The following is a 15024-nucleotide window of genomic DNA, read 5'->3' as shown; positions in this document are numbered from 1 at the left end:
CGCGCTCACCGGCCTGCCTCCTGGACGGTGCCGCCCACGGACGGCGCCGGGTCGGTTCTGCCGATGTCGTCCATTGTCGCCTGGACGGCGGGGTTGATCACGTCAGTGACCGGCTTGGGGAAGAAGCCGAGAAGCACGATCAGCGCGATCAGCGGGGCGACCACCACCTTCTCGCGCAGGTTGAGGTCCCGGCGCATCCCGTCGACCTCGGTCAGCGCCGGGTTGAGGGTGCCCTGGGTGGTGCGCTGCACCATCCACAGCACGTACGCGGCGGCCAGGATGATGCCGAGCGTGGCGATGACAGCTACCGGCTTGTTCACTGTGAAGGTGCCGATCAGCACCAGGAACTCGGAGATGAACGGCGCCGTGCCGGGCAGCGCGAGCGAGGCGAGACCGGCGAAGAAGAGCACCCCGGCGAGCACCGGGACGAGCTTGCCAGCGCCACCGAAGTCACTGATCAGCGCCGAACCACGGCGGGAGATCAGCATGCCCACCACCAGGAAGAGCAGGCCGGTGGCCAGCCCGTGGTTGAGCATGTAGAGCACCGCGCCGGTGCCGGCCTGGGTGGTGAAGGCGAAGATGCCCACGCCGATGAAGCCGAAGTGCGCGATCGAGGTGTACGACACCAGCCGCTTGAGGTCGTTCTGGCCGACCGCCAGCAGCGCGGCGTAGACGATGCCGATCACGCCCAGGGCCAGCGCCCACGGCGCGAACCACTTCGACGCCTCGGGGAACAGCGGCAGGCAGTAGCGCAGGATGCCGAAGGTGCCGACCTTGTCCAGCACGCCGACGAGCAGCGCCGCCGCGCCCGCCGGGGCGGCGCCACCGGCGTCGGGCAACCAGGTGTGGAACGGGAAGAACGGCGCCTTGATGGCGAACGCGAGGAAGAAGCCGAGGAACAGCCACCGCTCGGTGCCGGTGCTGATGTCGACCTGCGAGAGCGCCTGCCAGTCGAAGGTCTTTCCGCCGACCACCCACAGGCCGATCACCGCGGCCAGCATGAACAGACCGCCGACGAGCGAGTAGAGGAAGAACTTCACCGCCGCGTACTGCCGCTGGTGGCCGCCGTAGCTGCCGATGAGGAAGTACATCGGCACCAGCATGACCTCGAAGAACACGTAGAACAGGAAGACGTCGGCGGCCGCGAAGACACCGATCATCGTGCACTCGAGGACCAGCAGCAGCGCGAAGTAGACGGGCACCGACCGCTTCGACGACTCGGCGTCGTGCCAGGACGCCAGGATCACCAGCGGCACCAGAACCGCGATCAGCATCAGCATCACCAGCGCGATGCCGTCGGCGGCGAAGGTGAAGCTGACCCCCCAGTTCGGAATCCAGGAGTACGACTCGCGGAACTGGAACCGGTCACCGCCGGCGTTGAAGCTGACCCACATCACCACCGAGAGCACCAGCACGAGCAGCGACCAGGCGAACGCCACCTGCTTCGCCAGCTCCGGGCGGTGGCGTGGCAGGAAGGCCACCACCAGGGCGCCCACCAGCGGCGCCACGGTGAGCACCGAGAGGAACGGGAAGTTGGACATTATGCGGCCTTACCTCCGTCGTGGATGCGTGGTCCGCCGGCGGGGGCGGGCGTATTGAGGTCGATCACGCGAACCACCCCGCCTGCACCGCCAGGAACGCCGCCATCACCAGCAGCGCACCGGCCAGGATCGAGGTGGCGTACGAGCGGACAAAGCCGGTCTGCATCCGACGGAGTCGACCCGAGCCCCCGCCGACCGCTGCGGCGAGCCCGTTGACGAGCCCGTCGATGCCCCGGTTGTCGAGGTACACCAGCGCCCGGGTGAGGAAGATGCCCGGCTTCTCGAAGACCGCCTCGTTGACCGTGTCGGTGTAGAGGTTGCGCCGGGCGGCGGTGACCAGCACCCCGGCCGGCTGCGGCACGGTGGCAGTGCCGGCCCGGAACAGGAACCAGGCGAGCCCGGCACCGAGCACGGTGACCAGCAGCGACAGGATGGTGATCACGGTGTGCGAGAGGACCGCCGCGTGCTCCGCGTGCTCGCCGCCCAGCCCGGCGGTCTCCGTCAGCCAGTCCGGAACGGACGTGGCGAGCAGGAACCCGGCGCCGACCGACCCGACCGCCAGCAGGATCAGCGGGATGGTCATCAGCTTCGGCGACTCGTGCGGGTGCTCGATGTCCTCGGTCCACCGCTGCGGCCCGTGGAACGTGAGCACGAACAGCCGCGTCATGTAGAACGCGGTGAGCCCGGCGCCGAGCAGTGCCGCACCGCCGAACAGCCAGGCGGTCCAGTCCTCCCGCTCGAAGGCGGCCACGATGATCGGCTCCTTGGAGAAGAAGCCGGAGAAGGGGAACATGCCGATGATGGCCAGCCAGCCCATCATGAAGGTCAACCAGGTGATCTTCATGTACTTGGACAGCCCACCGAAGCGGCGGATGTCGACCTGGTCCTTCATTCCGTGCATGACCGAGCCGGCGCCCAGGAACATGTTGGCCTTGAAGAAGCCGTGCGCCAGCAGGTGCACGATGGCCAGCGCGTACGCCGCGCCGCCGAGGCCGACACCGAGGAACATGTAGCCGATCTGGCTCACCGTCGACCAGGCCAGCACCCGCTTGATGTCGTCCTTCGCCGCACCGATGATGCAGCCGATCAGCAGGGTGAGCGCGCCGACGCTGACCACCACGAGTTGCAGCGTCGAGTTGGCCGAGAAGATCGGGTTGGACCGGGCGATCAGGTAGACGCCCGCGGTGACCATGGTGGCGGCGTGGATGAGCGCCGACACCGGGGTCGGGCCCTCCATCGCGTCCGGCAACCACGCCTGGAGCGGGAACTGACCGGACTTGCCGGCCGCCCCGAGCAGCAGCAACAGGCCGAGGACCAGCACCGTGGTGCCGGTCAGCGCGCCGACACCGTTGAACACCTCGTCGTACTGGGTGGTGCCCAGGGTGGCGAACATGATGAAGATGCCGATGGCCAGGCCGGCGTCGCCGACCCGGTTCATCAGGAACGCCTTCTTGCCGGCGGTGGCCGCGCTCGGCCGCTCGGTCCAGAAGGAGATCAGCAGGTACGACGCCAGACCGACGCCCTCCCAGCCGAAGTACAGCATCACGTAGTTGTTGCCGAGCACCAGCAGGAGCATCGCCGCGACGAACAGGTTGAAGTACGCGAAGAACCGACGACGGCCCGCGTCGTGCGACATGTACTCCACCGCGTACAGGTGGATCAGGAAACCCACCCCGGTGATCAGCAGCACGAAGACCGCGGCCAGCGGGTCGAAGAGCAGGCCGAAGTCGACACGCAGGTCACCGACAGCGATGAAGTCCCAGAGGCTCAGCTCGACCGACTTGTTCTCCAGGCCACGCAGCTGGAAGAAGAAGCTCAGGCCGAGCACGAACGCGGCGCCGATGGCGGCCACGCCCAACCAGTGCCCCCAGCGGTCGGCCCGGCGGCCGAGCAGCAGCAGGATGGCCGCGCTGAGCAGCGGGATCGCCACCAGCAGCCAGACGCCCCCAAGCAGCCCCGTGGCCTGGGCGTATTCCACAGTCTCTTCCACCGGTGGACCCCTCTAGTACTTGAGCAGGTTGGCGTCGTCGACGCTCGCCGAGCGTCGCGTCCGGAAGATGGACATGATGATCGCGAGCCCGACCACGACCTCGGCCGCCGCCACCACCATCACGAAGAACGCCATGATCTGGCCGTTGAGGTCACCGTTGATCCGGCTGAAGGTGACCAGCGTCAGGTTGGCCGCGTTGAGCATCAGCTCCACGCACATGAACAGCACGATCGCGTTGCGCCGGATCAGCACCCCGGCGGCACCGATGGTGAACAGCACCGCGGCGAGCACGAGGTAGTAGGTCGGCTCGACCGAGAAGAACGATCCCATTACTTGGTTTGCCTTCCGTTCGCGACTGCGAGGCTCCGCTTCGCTGCACTCCTCGCGCTCACCGGTCCGTACCCTTCAGGGCCGTCTCCTCGGCGGTCAGCTCGCGCTGCGGAAGGATCGCCGGGGTGCTGCGGTCGGTCAGGCGGCCGTCGGGCAGCCGGGCCGGGGTGGCCACCGAGGAGGAGGTCGCGAAGACGCCGGGGCCCGGCTTCGGGCCGGGGTAGTTGCCCGGGGCGAAGCGTGCCTTCATTGTCGACACCTGGTCGACCTTGTCCTGCTTACGCCGCTCGACGTGGGCCAGCACCATGGCACCGACCGCCGCGGTGATCAGCAGCGCCGAGGTCAGCTCGAACGCGAAGACGTACTTGGTGAACAGCAGCCGGGCGATGCCTTGCACGTTCCCCTCGGCGTTGACCTGGTCCAGACCGACCGTGTTGGTCCGGTCCAGCGCCTGGTAGAGGCCGGTGCCGACCAGGCCGGCGAAGCCCAGGCCGAGCACGATCGCCGCGACGCGCTGGCCGCGCAGCGTCTCGATCAGCGAGTCGGTGGAGTCCCGACCGACAAGCATCAGCACGAAGAGGAACAGCATCATGATGGCGCCGGTGTAGACGATGATCTGCACCATGCCGATGAACGGACCGGCCTGGAGCACGTAGAACACGCCCAGGCAGAGCATTGTCAGCACCAGCCACAGCGCCGAGTGCACGGCGTTGCGCGCGGCCACCATCCCGATCCCGCCGATCAGCGCGAGCGGGGCGAGGATCCAGAAGGTGACCGCCTCGCCGGTGGGGACAGAACCCGCCGCGGCGAGCACCGTAGACGTGGTCATGCTTCCTCTCCCTTGCCGGCCGCCACGCGCTGGGCGGCCTGCTCGGCGCCCGGGAACGTCACGCCGGGGTGCTCCTCGACCTTGTAGCGGCCGGGGCCCATCGGGGACGTCTCCGCACCGGCGGAAGTGCCCGGGTTGTCCAGCGCGCCGACGTAGTAGTCCTTCTCGCTGTCACCCAGCCGCATCGGGTGCGGAGGCTGCTCCATGCCCTCCAGCAACGGCGCGAGCAACTGCTCCTTGGTGAAGATCAGGTCCTGCCGGTTGTCCCGGGCCAACTCGTACTCGTTGCTCATGGTGAGCGACCGGGTCGGGCAGGCCTCGATGCACAGCCCGCAGAAGATGCAGCGGGCGTAGTTGATCTGGTAGATGCTGGCGTACCGCTCACCCGGCGAGAAGCGCTCCTCGTCGGTGTTGTCGCCACCCTCGACGTAGATCGCGTCCGCCGGGCAGGCCCAGGCGCACAGCTCGCAGCCGATGCACTTCTCCAGGCCGTCCGGGTGCCGGTTGAGGATGTGCCGCCCGTGGTAGCGCGGCGCCGACACCGGCGGCTTGAACGGGTAGTCGGTAGTGACGACCTTCCTGAACATGTGCGAGAAGGTGACACCGAATCCCTTGAACGTTCCGGTGATCGCGCCCACGTCACACCTCCCTGGAGTCCGAGCCGGCAACGATGTTGGCCGGCTCCCGCTCGGCGACCACGCGCGTGATGCGCGGGCTCGGTGGTACCTGAAGATCCATCGGTGGCAGCGGGAAACTCCCGTGCGGCCGGTTGTCGACCTGTTCCTGCGTCGTCGGCGTCGGCTTCGGGCGCCGGCTGGGCCAGAAGATCGTGACCAGCAGCAGGATGCCGGCCGGGATGCCGACGGCGATCACCTTGCCGCGGGTGTCCCAGTCCTCGATGGAGCGCAGGCCCGACAGGACCAGGATCCAGGCCAGGTTGATCGGCAGCAGCACCTTCCAGCCGAGCCGCATGAACTGGTCGTACCGCAGCCGGGGCAGCGTGCCACGCAACCACACGAAGACGAAGACCAGGGCGATCACCTTGCCGAAGAACCAGAGCATCGGCCACCAACCGGAGTTGGCGCCCTCCCAGATGGTGATCGGCCAGGGTGCCCGCCAACCACCCAGGAACAGGGTGGTGGTGACGGCCGACATGGTCACCATCGCGACGTACTCGCTGAGCATGAAGAGCGCGAACTTCAGCGAGCTGTATTCCGTCATGAAGCCGGCGACCAGCTCGGACTCGGCCTCGGGCAGGTCGAACGGCGCCCGGTTGGTCTCACCCACTGTGGCGATGAAGAAGATGATGAAGCTCGGCAGCAGCAGGATCGCGTACCAGCCCGGCGCCGGGATGGTCTGGCCGAAGACGGTCAGCTGGGTGCCGTCGCCCTGAGCGGCGACGATGCCGCTGGTGCTCATCGTGCCGGCGGTCATGAAGACCGCCACGATGCTGAGCCCCATGGCGACCTCGTAGGAGATCATCTGGGCGCTCGACCGGAGACCACCCAGCAGCGGGTACGTCGAGCCGGAGGCCCAGCCACCCAGCACGATGCCGTAGACGCCCATCGAGGAGCAGGCGAGCAGCAGCAGCACCGCCACCGGCACATCGGTGACCTGCAGCGGCGTGTGGTGACCGAAGATGCTCACCATCGGGCCGAACGGCACCACCGACAGGGCGGTGACCGCGCAGATCACCGAGATGGTCGGGGCGAAGAAGTAGACGACCTTGTCGGCCGCCTTCGGGAGGATGTCCTCCTTGAAGGCCATCTTCAGGCCGTCGGCGAGGGTCTGCAGCAGGCCGAACGGGCCGACCTGGTTGGGGCCGGGCCGCACCTGCATGTAACCGACCACGCGCCGTTCGAACCAGACACCGAGCAGGGTGGCCAGCAGACCGAAGGCGAACGCGAAGACAATCTTGCCGAGAACCAGCCACCACGGATCCCGGCCGAAGTCGGCCAGCGTCGGATCCTGGGCGAGGAAGGACGGACTCACTGTGCCCACCTTTCGTTCGCGACTGCGGGGCTCACTCGCTGCGCTCGTTCACTCCTCGCGCTCACTGGTTACCCCCGGAGTTGAGGAGCGGACCCGGGAGACCGGTCTCGTCGGCCGCCACGCGTCCGGCCGGGATGGCCGTACTCGGTGCGGGGACGGAGATCCGGACGACCGCGCCGGACGTCGCCCCGAGGCTGCGCCGCACTGTCGAGCCGGGTGAGTTGGTCGGCAGCCAGACCACGCCGTCCGGCATCTCGGTGAGTTCCGCCGGCAGGGTCAGTGCCCCACGGTCGGTGCCGACAGTGACCGCGTCACCGTCGACCACACCGAGCGCCTCGGCGGTGCCCTTACCCAACCGGACCACCGGCGGACGGGCGGTCCCGGCGAGGTTCTCGTCGCCCTCGGTCAGGGTGCCGAGGTCCACCAGCTGGTGCCAGGTGGCCAGCACGGCCTCCCCGGCGTTCGGCTGCGGGACCCGCCCCGGCGCGACCGACGGCGCGGCCGGGCGAGACATCCGCGTCGCCGGCAGCGTGGCCAGCTCACGACGCACGCTCAGCACGTCGGCAGTGCCGAGGCGTACGTCGAGCAACGCGGCCAGCGCGTCGAGCACCCGGCCGTCGGTCATCGCGGCGGTGGTCAGCACCGCCTCGAACGGGCGCAGCCGGCCTTCCCAGTCCAGGAAGCTTCCGGCCTTCTCGGCCACCGGCGCGATCGGCAGCACCACGTTCGCCCGCCGGGTCACCGCGCTGGCGCGCAGCTCGAGGCTGACCAGGAACGGCACCGCGTCCAGGGCGGACTCGGCCAGTCGCGGGTCGGCCAGGTCGGCCGGGTCGACACCGCCGACGACAAGCGCGCCGAGCTGCCCGTTGGCGGCCGCGGTCAGGATGCCGTCGGTGTCCCGCCCGGCCTGGCTCGGGATCACCCCGGCCGGGATGTCCCACGCCTCACCCAGCTCGGCCCGGGCGGCCGGCTCGGTCACCAGGCGTCCACCGGGGAGCAGGTTGGGCAGGCAGCCTGCGTCGACAGCGCCGCGGTCACCAGCGCGCCGCGGCACCCAGGCCAGCTTCGCGCCGGTACGCCGGGCCACGTCGGCCGCGGCGGAGAGCCCACCCGGCACGGTGGCCAGCCGCTCGCCGACGATCAGGATCGCGCCCGGTGCGCTCAGCGCCTCGCTGACGGTGGCGTGCTCGGCGAGCACGCTGGCCTCCTCGCCCGGCACCACCCGGGCCAGCTTGGCACCGAGCTTCTCCAGGCCGCGCGTGGCGAAGGGTGCCAGCGCGTACACCGTCAGGGTCTTCTTCAGGTACGCCTTGCGCAGCCGCAGGAAGAGGATCGGGCACTCCTCCTCGGGCTCCAGGCCCACCAGCACCACCGCCGGCGCGTTCTCCACGTCGGTGTAGGTGACGTCGGTGACCCCGGCGACCGAGCTGGCCAGGAAGTCGGCCTCCTCGCGGGAGACCGGGCGGGCCCGGAAGTCGATGTCGTTGGTGTTCAACGCGACCCGGGCGAACTTGGCGTAGGCGTACGCGTCCTCGACGGTCAGCCGACCACCGGTGAGCACCGCGGTGCCCTGCCCGCTCTCCCGGGCGATGTGCAGCCCCTCGGCGGCGACGGTGAGCGCCTCACTCCAGGACGCCTCGCGCAGCTCACCGGTGTGCTCGTCGCGGACCAGCGGAGTGGTCAGCCGGTCGGCGGCCCGGGTGTACTGGAAGCCCCAGCGGCCCTTGTCGCAGTTCCACTCCTCGTTCACAGCGGGCTCGTCGCCGGCCAGCCGTCGCAGCACCTTGCCACGCCGCCAGTCCGTGCGCTGCCCGCAGCCGGCCGAGCAGTGCTCGCAGACGCTCGGGCTGGAGACCAGGTCGAACGGGCGGGCGCGGAAGCGGTACTGGGCACCGGTCAGCGCACCCACCGGGCAGATCTGCACGGTGTTGCCGGAGAAGTAGGAGTTGAACGGAACGTCGCCGGCGTCGCCCTCTTCGCCGTACGCGTCGTCCCGGTAGATGTTGATCTCCTCGGCGGACGACCGGCCCATCAGGTCGATGAACTTGTCGCCGGCGATCTCCTCGGAGAACCGGGTGCACCGCTGGCAGAGCACGCACCGCTCGCGGTCCAGCAGCACCTGGCTGCTGATCGCCATCGGCTTCTCGTACTCCCGCTTGTGCTCGTGGAAGCGCGAGTCGGTACGGCCGGTGGACATCGCCTGGTTCTGGAGCGGGCATTCGCCGCCCTTGTCACACATCGGGCAGTCCAGCGGGTGGTTGAGCAGCAGCAGCTCCATCACCCCCTCCTGCGCCTTCTTGGCGACCGGGGAGGTGATCTGGGTACGCACGACCATGCCGTCGGCGACGGTCTGGGTGCAGGAGGCGACCGGCTTGCGCTGCCCCTCCACCTCGACCAGGCACTGCCGGCACGCGCCGGCCGGGGCCAGCAGCGGGTGGTCGCAGAACCGGGGGATCTCGGTGCCCATCTGCTCGGCGACCCGGATCAGCAGCGTCCCCTTGGGGGCGGTGACCTCGACGCCGTCGATGGTGAGGGTGACGGTCTCGGTCTGCTTGGCTACGTCGGTCATCAGTGCGCCCCTACCAGGGTCTTCTCCGACAGCTTGGGTGCGGTCCGACCCTCGATGTAGTCGAGGTAGTCCTGCTTGAAGTACTGCAGCGAGGAGGTCACCGAGCTGGTCGCGCCGTCACCCAGACCGCAGAACGACCGGCCGAGGATGTTGTCGCAGGTGTCCAGCAGGGTGTCCAGGTCTTCGTGGGTGCCCTGACCGGCGAGGATCCGCCGGTAGACCCGGACCATCCAGTAGTTGCCCTCACGGCACGGGGTGCACTTGCCGCACGACTCGTGGTGGTAGAACTCCAGCCACCGGTACGTCGCGTAGACCGGGCAGTCCTGGTCGGAGAAGATCTGGGTGGCAGTGGTGCCGAGGATCGAGCCGGCCGCCGCCACCCCCTCGAAGTCCAGTGGCACGTCCAGGTGCTCGGCGGCGAGCAGCGGGGTGGACGAGCCGCCCGGGGTCCAGAACCGCAGGTTGTGACCGGGCTGCATGCCACCGGCCAACTCCAGCAGCTCACGCAGCGTGACACCCATCGAGCACTCGTACTGGCCCGGGTTGGCGACCCGGCCGGAGAGCGAGTAGATCATCGGCCCGGAGGACTTCTCGGTGCCCATGCTCTTCCACCAGTCGGCCCCACCGAGCACGATCGGCGGCACGCTGGCGATGGTGCCGACGTTGTTCACCACAGTCGGGCTCGCGTACAGGCCGTGGGTGGCCGGGAACGGCGGGCGCAGCCGGGGCTGACCCCGGAACCCCTCCAGCGAGTCCAGCAGCGCCGTCTCCTCGCCGCAGATGTACGCCCCGGCGCCGGAGTGCACCACCAGCTCCAGGTCGTAGCCGCTGCGCAGGATGTTCCGGCCCAGGTAGCCCTTGTCGTACGCCTCCTGGACCGCGTTGCGCAGCCGGCGCGCGGCGTGCACCGCCTCGCCCCGGATGTAGATGTAGGCGCGGGCGGCCCGGATCGCGTACGACGCGATGATGACGCCCTCGACCAGCGCGTGCGGGTCGTGGGTCATCAGCGGCAGGTCCTTGCAGGTGCCCGGCTCGCCCTCGTCGGCGTTGACCACGAGGTAGTGCGGCTTACCGTCGCCCTGTGGGATGAAGCCCCACTTGAGGCCGGTGGGGAAGCCGGCGCCGCCTCGGCCCCGCAGCCCGGAATCCTTGATCAGCTGGATCAGGTCGTCCGGGTGCGCCTTGAGCGCCTTGCGCAGCGCGGCGTAGCCGTCCAACTGCTCGTACGTGCCGATGCGCCAGGCGTCCGGCGACAGCCAGCGCTTGGTCAGCACCGGCGTCAGCTTGGCCAGCGTCTCCGGGCGGGGAGTGGTCACTTCTGGGCCCCCGTTTCGTTCGCGTCCGCCGGTCCGGTGCCATCGGCGTCCGTGCCAGCCTTCGCTTCGGTGAGGTTGCGCTCCTGCGCCCCGGCCTCGTCGCCGGCGGGCTTGCCGTCGCCGGCCGGTGCGTTGGCCGCCACACCGGCGGCCTCGGCCGCCCGTGCGTCGCCAGCCTCGGGCGCGGTGCCGGTGCCGTCCGTCGGGACCTTGGTGCCGGGGGCGTCCGGCACCGCGGTGCCCGCGTCCGGCTGCCGGGTCTCGGCGGTACGCACCTGCGGCGACTTGTCGTCCGGTGCCTTGACGTCCCGCGTGGTGCTGCCACTGGCGTCTGCCGGCTTCGCCGGCCCGGTGGCCTCTGCCGGCTTCGCCGGCTCGGCAACCCCGGCTGCCCCCGTCGGGGCGGACGCCCCGTCGCCACCCTTGACCGGCGCCGCGCTGGCCTCGACGGGCGCCGGCTTGGCGGCCTCCGCCTTCGCCTTCGCCTCGGCGGCAGCCTTGTCGGCCTCGGCCTTGCTGCGGATCGGGGTGTTCGGGTCGAAGCCCGGCACCGAGACGTTGTGCTGCTGGGCCAGCCGCAGCCCGCGCAGGGTGGGCTCGCCCGGCCCGCCGTCGGCGACCGCACCGTCACGCTCGTCGGCGAAACCGGCGAGCTGCACCGCCATCTCCTTGAGCGTGCAGAGCCGGGCACCCCGGGTCGGCATCGGCCGGCCGCCGGCCCGCAGCTCGTCCACCACACCGACAGCGGTGGAGGCGTCCACACCGTCGAAGAAGTCGTAGTTGACGGTCATCACCGGGCCGTAGTCGCACGCCGCCAGGCACTCGGCGTGCTCCAGCGTGATCGTGCCGTCCGCTGTGGTCTCGTCGTGCCCGACGCCGAGGTGCTCGGCGAGGGTGTCGTAGACCTCCTGGCCACCGAGCACGTTGCACATCGTGTTGGTGCAGACGCTGACCAGGAAGTCACCGGTCGGCTTGCGCTTGTACATCGTGTAGAAGGTGGCCACCGCGCCGACCTGGGCCTTGTTCAGGCCCAGCACCTCGGCGCAGAACGCGACCCCGGCCGGGGAGACGTACCCCTCTTCGGCCTGCACCAGGTGCAGCAGCGGCAGCAACGCCGAGCGGGACCGGTCCGCCGGGTAACGGGCGATGATGTCGCGCGCCCGCTCCCGGGTCTCGTCAGTGAAAGTCGTCGTCATCAGAGCCGCCTTCCGTTCGCGACTGCGGGGCTCGCAAGCTCACTCCTCGCACTCACCTGTCACACCCACCCATCACCGGGTCCAACGAGGCGCCGCCGGCGATCACGTCGGCGATCAGACCGCCCTCGGCCATCGCCGGGAGGGCCTGCAGGTTGACGAAGCTCGGCTCCCGGTAGTGCACCCGGTAGGGCCGGGTGCCACCGTCGGAGACCGCGTGGACGCCCAGCTCGCCCCGGGGCGCCTCGATGGCGACGTACACCTGGCCGGGCGGAACCCGGAAGCCCTCGGTCACCAGCTTGAAGTGGTGGATCAGCGACTCCATCGACTGACCCATGATCTTCGCGACGTGCTCCAGCGAGTTGCCCATGCCGTCCACGCCGATGGCGAGCTGCGCCGGCCAGGCGATCTTGCGGTCGGCGACCATCACCGGGCCCGGACGGAGCCGGTCCAGCGCCTGCTCGACCAGCTTCATCGACTCCCGGATCTCGGCGAGCCGGACCTGGTAGCGACCCCACACGTCACCGTCGGGGTGGGTCGGCACGTCGAACTCGTACGTCTCGTAGCCGCAGTACGGCATGGTCTTGCGCAGGTCCCAGGCGAGGCCGGCGGAGCGCAGCACCGGGCCGGTGATGCCGAGCGCCACGCAGCCGGTGACGTCCAGCACCGCGACGTTCTTCGTCCGCTCGGTCCAGATCGGCTGGCCGGAGAGAAGGTCCTCGTACTCCTTGAGCTTCTTCGGCATCATCTTGAGGAACTCGCGGATCTTGACGATCGCGTCGTCCGGCACGTCCTGAGCCACACCGCCCGGCCGCACGTACGCGTGGTTCATCCGCAGGCCGGTGATGGTCTCGAAGATGTCGAGGATGTACTCCCGCTCACGGAAGCCGTACAGCATGATCGAGATCGCGCCCAGCTCCATGCCGGTGGTGGCCAGCCAGACCAGGTGCGACGAGATCCGGTTGAGCTCCATCATCAGCACGCGGATGGTGGTGGCCCGCTCGGTGATGTCGTCGGTGATGCCGAGCAGCTTCTCGACCGCGAGGGCGTACGCCGTCTCGTTGAAGATCGGGGCGAGGTAGTCCATCCGGGTCACGAACGTCGAACCCTGGACCCAGTTGCGGTATTCGAGGTTCTTCTCGATGCCGGTGTGCAGGTAGCCGATGACCGAGCGGGCCTCGCGGACCGTCTCGCCCTCCAGCTCCAGGATCAGCCGCAGCACCCCGTGCGTGGACGGGTGCTGCGGACCCATGTTGACAACGATCCGCTCGTCGTTGATCGGGTCGGTGCCCGAGACGATCGTGTCCCAGTCCCCACCGGTGACGGTGAAGACCCGACCCTCGTCGGTCTCGCGCTCGCTCGCGTAGTTCGACGTCGTCACTGGTACGACCTCCGCTCGTTCGGCGGCTGGATCTCCGCGCCCTTGTACTCGACGGGCACACCGCCGAGCGGGTAGTCCTTGCGCTGCGGGTGGCCCTCCCAGTCGTCCGGCATGAGGATCCGGGTCAGGTTGGGGTGGCCGTCGAAGACGATGCCGAACATGTCGTACGCCTCGCGCTCCTGCCAGTCCGCCGTCGGGTAGATGGCGGTGACGCTGGGCAGGTGCGGGGCCTCGACGGAGACAGCGGCTTCCAGCCGGACCCGCCGCCGGTACGTCATCGAGGTGAGCAGGTAGACCACGTGCAGCCGGCGTTCGTCGGCGCCCAGGTAGTCCGCACCGGACACCGAGGAGCACAGCTCGAACCGGAGCGCCAGGTCGTCCCGCATCACCTGGCACACCTCGGCGATCCGCTCCGGGCGTACGTGCAGGGTCAGCTCACCCCTGTCGACCACTACCTTCTCGATCGCGTCGTTGAAGGCCGGGTACGCCTCCTCCAGCGCGTCGCGGACCTCGTCGAAGTAGCCCCCGTACGGCCGGGACGCCTCCTCGATGGGCTGGCGCTGGCGGACCAGGCCGCCGTAGCCGGACACGTCGCCGGTGCCCTGGTTGCCGAACATCCCGCGACCGGCCGGACTGGCCGGCGGGAACTCGGCGGGGGCGCCACTGGTGGCGCCGGCCGGCACCACAGGCAGCGGTACGCCGCCGTCGTTTGGCTTGTCCGTGGGTGACGTCATTTCGGGCCTGCCTGCGGGTGGAGGTGGTTCTGAGCGTTCATCCAGTTCTCGATGCGCAGTTGCTCCTCGCGGCCCTCGCGGACCGCCCGGGTCCACTCGGCGCGCCGGGCCTTGTCGCTGCGGTACGAGGAGGGCATCGAGCCGTAGGGCACGATCGGAACGTCACCGCGCTCCTGGCGGGCCGCCAGCATCTTGCGGCCGTTCGGGCCCAGCGGCTCATACATGATCTTCTCGCGGAGCTTGAGGATCGCGTCGATGAGCATCTCCGGCCGGGGCGGGCAGCCGGGCAGGTACATGTCGACAGGCACCACGTGGTCGACGCCCTGCACGATGGCGTAGTTGTTGAACATGCCGCCGCTGCTGGCGCAGACGCCCATGGAGAGCACCCAGCGCGGCTCGGCCATCTGGTCGTAGATCTGGCGCAGCACCGGGGCCATCTTCTGACTCACCCGGCCGGCCACGATCATCAGGTCGGCCTGCCGGGGCGACGCCCGGAAGACCTCCATGCCCCAGCGGCCCATGTCGTAGTGCGGACCACCGGCGGCCATCATCTCGATGGCGCAGCAGGCCAGGCCGAAGGTGGCGCCCCACACGGACGACTTCCGAGACCAGTTGACCAGCTTCTCCACCGAGGTGAGCAGGACGCCGGCGGGAAGCTTCTCCTCGATGCCCATCTGACGTTCCTTCCTCAGTCCCAGTCCAGGCCGCCGCGCCGCCACACGTAGGCGTACGCAACGAAGACCGCGACGATGAACAGGACCATCTCCACGAAGCCGAAGATCGGCAGAGCGTCGAACGAGACCGCCCAGGGGTAGAGGAAGATGATCTCGATGTCGAAGACGATGAAGAGCATCGCCGTCAGGTAGAACTTGATCGGGAACCGCCCGCCGCCGACCGGCTGCGGGCTGGGCTCGATGCCGCACTCGTAAGCCTCGAGTTTGGCCTTGTTGTAGCGACGGGGACCGGCGAAGCGGGCGGCGCCAACGGAAAACAGCGAGAACGCCGCGGCGAGGGCGAACAGCCCGATGATCGGTGCGTAAGGCGAGAGCGACATCGTTTTCTCCTGCTCGTCCTTCCCTGCCCTCGGTGCTTGACGAAAATCACACTATTCACGTCCCTCGCAGTGGCAGTCGGCGGGGGTCGATCTTT

13 protein-coding genes are annotated in these 15024 nt (G+C 69.2%); all 13 read right to left on the bottom strand.

Annotated features, from left to right (window positions below; all coding sequences use genetic code 11):
* Positions 1-5: 5 nt before the first annotated feature.
* The 13 genes from OHB44_RS02865 to OHB44_RS02805 all read right to left on the bottom strand — a co-directional run bounded on the left by OHB44_RS02865 (position 6) and on the right by OHB44_RS02805 (position 14929).
* Entirely contained in the window at positions 6-1541 is a 1536-nt protein-coding gene (locus OHB44_RS02865; protein ID WP_145794932.1) for an NADH-quinone oxidoreductase subunit M, read from the bottom strand.
* 64 nt (positions 1542-1605) lie between these two features.
* Entirely contained in the window at positions 1606-3531 is a 1926-nt protein-coding gene (nuoL, locus tag OHB44_RS02860) for an NADH-quinone oxidoreductase subunit L (RefSeq protein ID WP_238684799.1), read from the bottom strand.
* A gap of 12 nt (positions 3532-3543) precedes the next feature.
* The gene (gene nuoK / locus OHB44_RS02855) at positions 3544-3861 is read right to left on the bottom strand and encodes an NADH-quinone oxidoreductase subunit NuoK (RefSeq protein ID WP_238684800.1); all 318 of its coding nucleotides are present in this window, start codon (positions 3859-3861) and stop codon (positions 3544-3546) included.
* A gap of 58 nt (positions 3862-3919) precedes the next feature.
* Positions 3920-4690 (bottom strand): NADH-quinone oxidoreductase subunit J, encoded by a 771-nt coding sequence (locus OHB44_RS02850; RefSeq protein ID WP_238684801.1) that lies wholly within the window; start codon positions 4688-4690, stop codon positions 3920-3922.
* On the bottom strand, positions 4687-5328 hold the full coding sequence (gene nuoI / locus OHB44_RS02845; RefSeq protein WP_238684802.1) for an NADH-quinone oxidoreductase subunit NuoI: 642 nt from the start codon (positions 5326-5328) through the stop codon (positions 4687-4689). Before nuoI ends, OHB44_RS02850 begins: the two co-directional genes overlap by 4 nt.
* A gap of 1 nt (position 5329) precedes the next feature.
* On the bottom strand, positions 5330-6682 hold the full coding sequence (nuoH, locus tag OHB44_RS02840) for an NADH-quinone oxidoreductase subunit NuoH (RefSeq protein WP_238684803.1): 1353 nt from the start codon (positions 6680-6682) through the stop codon (positions 5330-5332).
* Positions 6683-6743: 61 nt separating this feature from the next.
* Positions 6744-9251 (bottom strand): NADH-quinone oxidoreductase subunit G, encoded by a 2508-nt coding sequence (locus OHB44_RS02835; protein WP_330439547.1) that lies wholly within the window; start codon positions 9249-9251, stop codon positions 6744-6746.
* Positions 9251-10567, bottom strand: a complete 1317-nt coding sequence (nuoF, locus tag OHB44_RS02830; protein WP_112585688.1) for an NADH-quinone oxidoreductase subunit NuoF — start codon at positions 10565-10567, stop codon at positions 9251-9253. Before nuoF ends, OHB44_RS02835 begins: the two co-directional genes overlap by 1 nt.
* Positions 10564-11763, bottom strand: a complete 1200-nt coding sequence (gene nuoE / locus OHB44_RS02825) for an NADH-quinone oxidoreductase subunit NuoE (RefSeq protein ID WP_330439546.1) — start codon at positions 11761-11763, stop codon at positions 10564-10566. Before nuoE ends, nuoF begins: the two co-directional genes overlap by 4 nt.
* A 52-nt stretch (positions 11764-11815) precedes the next feature.
* A complete protein-coding gene (locus tag OHB44_RS02820; protein ID WP_210785487.1) occupies positions 11816-13141 on the bottom strand; it encodes an NADH-quinone oxidoreductase subunit D in 1326 nt (441 codons plus the stop codon).
* Positions 13138-13875 (bottom strand): NADH-quinone oxidoreductase subunit C, encoded by a 738-nt coding sequence (locus tag OHB44_RS02815; protein ID WP_112620361.1) that lies wholly within the window; start codon positions 13873-13875, stop codon positions 13138-13140. The genes OHB44_RS02820 and OHB44_RS02815 overlap by 4 nt, the downstream gene beginning before the upstream one ends.
* Positions 13872-14549 (bottom strand): NuoB/complex I 20 kDa subunit family protein, encoded by a 678-nt coding sequence (locus OHB44_RS02810; protein ID WP_124821345.1) that lies wholly within the window; start codon positions 14547-14549, stop codon positions 13872-13874. Before OHB44_RS02810 ends, OHB44_RS02815 begins: the two co-directional genes overlap by 4 nt.
* A gap of 14 nt (positions 14550-14563) precedes the next feature.
* Positions 14564-14929 (bottom strand): NADH-quinone oxidoreductase subunit A, encoded by a 366-nt coding sequence (locus OHB44_RS02805; protein WP_007454588.1) that lies wholly within the window; start codon positions 14927-14929, stop codon positions 14564-14566.
* Positions 14930-15024 lie beyond the last annotated feature (95 nt).

This window comes from Micromonospora sp. NBC_00821, assembly GCF_036347035.1.
In the GTDB taxonomy this organism is placed as follows: domain Bacteria; phylum Actinomycetota; class Actinomycetes; order Mycobacteriales; family Micromonosporaceae; genus Micromonospora; species Micromonospora hortensis.
Note: the sequence above shows the minus strand (reverse complement) of the source record. Positions and strands in the feature narration are given on the sequence as shown.

Bases quoted from the DNA above. Each gene is read 5' to 3' on its own strand.
- OHB44_RS02865 (WP_145794932.1), bottom strand. From the start codon at position 1,541: ATGTCCAACTTCCCGTTCCTCTCGGTGCTCACCGTGGCGCCGCTGGTG.
- nuoK (WP_238684800.1), bottom strand. From the start codon at position 3,861: ATGGGATCGTTCTTCTCGGTCGAGCCGACCTACTACCTCGTGCTCGCC.
- OHB44_RS02850 (WP_238684801.1), bottom strand. From the start codon at position 4,690: ATGACCACGTCTACGGTGCTCGCCGCGGCGGGTTCTGTCCCCACCGGC.
- OHB44_RS02835 (WP_330439547.1), bottom strand. From the start codon at position 9,251: ATGACCGACGTAGCCAAGCAGACCGAGACCGTCACCCTCACCATCGAC.
- nuoE (WP_330439546.1), bottom strand. From the start codon at position 11,763: ATGACGACGACTTTCACTGACGAGACCCGGGAGCGGGCGCGCGACATC.
- OHB44_RS02815 (WP_112620361.1), bottom strand. From the start codon at position 13,875: ATGACGTCACCCACGGACAAGCCAAACGACGGCGGCGTACCGCTGCCT.
- OHB44_RS02810 (WP_124821345.1), bottom strand. From the start codon at position 14,549: ATGGGCATCGAGGAGAAGCTTCCCGCCGGCGTCCTGCTCACCTCGGTG.
- OHB44_RS02805 (WP_007454588.1), bottom strand. From the start codon at position 14,929: ATGTCGCTCTCGCCTTACGCACCGATCATCGGGCTGTTCGCCCTCGCC.